At 63.5% G+C, this 3,529-nt stretch carries 4 protein-coding genes and 1 pseudogene; 2 read left to right on the top strand and 3 right to left on the bottom strand.

Annotated elements, in window-relative coordinates:
* Positions 1 to 16: 16 nt before the first annotated feature.
* Complete coding sequence (locus tag EN994_RS22885) at positions 17 to 1,096, bottom strand: substrate-binding domain-containing protein (protein ID WP_063167760.1); 1,080 nt, start codon at positions 1,094 to 1,096, stop codon at positions 17 to 19.
* Positions 1,097 to 1,178: 82 nt separating this feature from the next.
* Here EN994_RS22885 and EN994_RS35420 point away from each other — a divergent pair, with 82 nt between their 5' ends.
* Positions 1,179 to 1,607: a hypothetical protein gene (locus EN994_RS35420; RefSeq protein ID WP_164746092.1), complete on the top strand. Its 429-nt coding sequence runs from the start codon at positions 1,179 to 1,181 to the stop codon at positions 1,605 to 1,607.
* A 33-nt stretch (positions 1,608 to 1,640) separates the two neighbouring features.
* Here EN994_RS35420 and EN994_RS22870 read toward each other — a convergent pair whose 3' ends face one another.
* Positions 1,641 to 2,015 (bottom strand): DUF423 domain-containing protein, encoded by a 375-nt coding sequence (locus tag EN994_RS22870; RefSeq protein WP_024504690.1) that lies wholly within the window; start codon positions 2,013 to 2,015, stop codon positions 1,641 to 1,643.
* A gap of 28 nt (positions 2,016 to 2,043) precedes the next feature.
* Positions 2,044 to 3,303 carry a multidrug efflux MFS transporter gene (locus EN994_RS22865; RefSeq protein ID WP_127307825.1) on the bottom strand — a complete coding sequence of 420 codons (1,260 nt, stop codon included), beginning with the start codon at positions 3,301 to 3,303 and terminating at the stop codon, positions 2,044 to 2,046.
* 33 nt (positions 3,304 to 3,336) lie between these two features.
* Here EN994_RS22865 and EN994_RS35685 point away from each other — a divergent pair.
* Positions 3,337 to 3,529, top strand: a pseudogene (locus tag EN994_RS35685) (hypothetical protein); the annotation flags it as partial.

The following is a 3,529-nucleotide window of genomic DNA, read 5'->3' as shown; positions in this document are numbered from 1 at the left end:
GAATGGGCCGTTGAGCTCAGGTGGGCGAGGGGCCGGATGAGGCCCGCACCACGAGTTCGACCGGCAGCGATTGCCGGCTGAACGAACCATCATTTTCAAGGATCGCCTTGACGGCAAGGCGGCCCATCTCGGCGATCGGCTGGACGATCGTGGTCAGCGGCGGCTTGGAAACCGCCCCTTCCGGAACACCGTCGAAGCCGACGACAGAAACATCGCCCGGTACCGCAATGTCGTGCTGCCGCAGCCAGTCCAGCGCATGGAGCGCCATCCTGTCCGACATCGCCAGGATGGCTGTCGGCGCCTCGGCACCGGCGAAAATATGGTCGAGGCCGGCCCACACGCTCTTCTCGTCATTGACGGTCTCGTAGATCGGCACACGCGAGACGTCGATGTCGACGCGGGAGAGTTCCGCGAAATAGCCACGCAAGCGGTCCCGCGTAGCGGAATAGAGGGCCATTTCCACCTGCTCCCTTGTGGTAGGGCCGAAGCCTGCGTCGGCACAGGGCAGGGTAAGCACGGCAAAGCGGCGATGTCCGAGTTCGGTCAGGTGGCGGGCCGCCAGGCCGGCACCGGCGATGTTGTCGACGCCGATCGCCGCGACCGCATCGTCGTCGTCCGAATCGAGATCGAGCGCCACAAAGGGGAGCTTGCGTTCGCGCGCCAGTTGGACCAGCTTTGAGCCGCCATCGACACAGAAGACGATGAAGCCATCGACCAGCGCACTCTGGATGTTCCACGCGAGCTGCTCCCCATTGACGGCGGAGACCAGCGAAATCCCCGCACCGGTCGCGTCACAAGCCTGCGAGATGCTGGCCATCATCACCCGGGCAAAGGGATCGTCGAAGAAATAGGAGAGGGGTTCCGCGGTCGCGACACCGATGGCATTGACCTTGCCGGCGCGCAGCAGCCGGCCCTTGGGATCCGGTCCGCCATATCCCATGGCCTCGGCTGCCGCCTTGACCCGTTCACGGACCTCCTCGCGCACGATCTCCGGACGGGCGAAGACGTTGGACGCGGTGCCGTGCGACACGCCGGCTGCCTTGGCAATGTCCGCCAGCCGGACCGGTCTTGTCTTTGCAGAGATAAGTGGCGCCATCTTCGTCTCCTGAATTCTTCCCATTTAACACTTTCGTTGGATCGGTTCAAATTTTGGCTTGATCGTGGCTTCGATAGGGCCTATGTTTGAATCGATCCAAGGAAACGCCTGCTGGCAGAATTGGATCGATTCAACATCAAGTAGGGACTTGTGTCATGCATCCCGTCAATTTTCTGTTCGAAGACATTTACCGCAACGACTGGAGCATCTCGTCGAACACCGCGACGCAGAAGCGCCGCGGCAAAACCAGTCTATGGGTCCGCGAGTTGCGGTTCCTTGTGGAGCGCAAGCGGAGCTGATCGGGGTCGGTTTTTCGCACCTCTCGATTGGATCGATTCAGGCGCTGAAAGGAGCGCACATCATGCATCCCGTGAGCTATCTATTTGAAGACATCTATCGCAACTATTGGGGCATCGCGCCGGCTTCCGAACGGCCGGAGCGGCATCGGTTGGCCAAGCTGCGGCGGCGCAATCGCGAATTGCTTATCAAGCCCGAGCGCCGGCAGGATTAGCCGCCACGCTCGACGTTTGGTGCCGGCGGGCGTTCAGGACCGCACGCGCACCAGCGCCGAGGCAGCGATCGCCAGCCAGCCGGCAATGAGCAGCGTGCCGCCGATCGGCGCCGACAGCGGGAATAGCCGCGACCCGATGAAATCGCGGGCCAGCAGATCGCCGCAGAACAGCAGAAGCCCAACCAGCAGGATTAGGCTGCCGATGCGCAGGATCCGGTTCGCGCCAAGCAATCCGGCGGCAAGGAAGACCGGCGCATGCATCAGCAGGAACGATGCGGCGGTGCCAACGAAGGCGCCGCCGAGATGCGCTGCCGCGGCCGACAGCGCCACGCCGGCAGCACCGCAGAAGCCCCCGGCCAGGACGAGGATACGGCTGCTGTTGTCGGAAGGTCGTTCGGCTGTGCTCATGTTTGGGGCCCTGTGACGCCCAACCCCGTCAGGGCTTGCCGGCGTGGGCAAGCATGTCCTGCTCGCGGCGTGACTGTGCCAGCCAGTTATACACCGCGCCGCCGGCCATCAAGACGGATGTGCCCAGAAACACCGAACGCATGCCGAAATGACCACCGGCAAAGCCGCCGAGCAAGGGGCCGGCGACTTGCCCGACATATTGGGCGGAGATCGACAGCCCGAGCACATTGCCGCCGACCCCATCGGGAACATTGTGGCGGATCACGCTGGTGATGCAGGGCAACAGCCCGCCCAGCGCCAGACCCATCAGGAAGCGCAGGCCGATGAGTTGCCAGCTCTGCGTGACGAAGGCCTGCGGGATCAGCAGCAGCGCCGAGACGGCAAGCGCGCCGATGATGACGTTCCAGTGGCCGACGCGGTCGGCGAGCTTGCCCAGGCGCGAGGCCGACAGGATGGCGCCAAGGGCCGCCGCCGACATGACGACGCCTGATATCAGCGTCACGCGGCTCTGGTCCTCGATGAGCTGCTGCACATAGACGGTGATGATCGGCTCGATCGACATGGTGGCGAAGCTCAACAGCATGCCGGTCGCCAGCATGGCGACAACAGGCCGTTTTTCGGGGATTTGTGACCAGCCGCCTTTCCGCTTCTGCGTCGCTGCGGCGTCTGCTGTTTTCGGCCGGGGATTCTCCTTGATCAGAAACGTGGTCGCCAGGAATGCCAGGAAGATGACGCCGCCGGAGAGGAGAAAGGTGGCGCGGATGCCGATCAGCGGCGGCAGGGCGCCGCCAACCAGCGGACCGACCAGAGCCCCGCCCGTGATGCCGGCCGACAGCAGGCCCAACGCCCAGCCGGAACGCTCCTTCGGGGTCTGCATGGCGACGAGGATGGTCGATCCCGAGGAGTAGCCGCCGGCAAAGCCGATGAGCAGCCGCAGCAGCACCAGCTGCCAGACCGTCTGCACCATGCCGGTCAGCGACATGCATATGGCCATGCCGAAGCTGGCGCGAACCAGCATCACCTTGCGGCCATAGCGGTCGCCGAGACGTCCCCAGAGCGGCGCCACCAGCGCCGCCGCGAAGAACGTCGCGCCATAGGCAATCCCCGACCATTGCACGATCGCCGCGTGACCCTCGGCACCCAGCTGCTCGATATAGAGCGGCAGGAACGGCAGAAGCAGCGTCATGGCGACAAGCGTCGAAAACGAACCGGCGAAGCACACGAACAGATTGCGCCGCCAGTGGATGTTGTAGGTGCTGTCGTTCGCCGGGGGCGTGCTCTGCTGCATGTCGTGTGTCCTGTCCCAGCAACTCTTTTATCGATGCTTGCTGCGGATACCAATTTGGGATACCAAGATGGTGCACGTCATGGACGCAAGCTTGGCCGCTGTCAATGCAGCCTGTCGAACGTGATCGGCAAGACGATCGCAAACGGCCAAAAGGTGGAAACGACAATGTCGCAGATGCACAGCGTCGAAAAACAGCTTCGGCAGATGATCCTGGGCCTCGAGATCG

The organism is Mesorhizobium sp. M7A.F.Ca.CA.002.09.1.1, assembly GCF_003998555.1.
GTDB lineage: Bacteria > Pseudomonadota > Alphaproteobacteria > Rhizobiales > Rhizobiaceae > Mesorhizobium > Mesorhizobium ciceri.
This window is presented reverse-complemented; position numbering and strand designations above follow the sequence as displayed.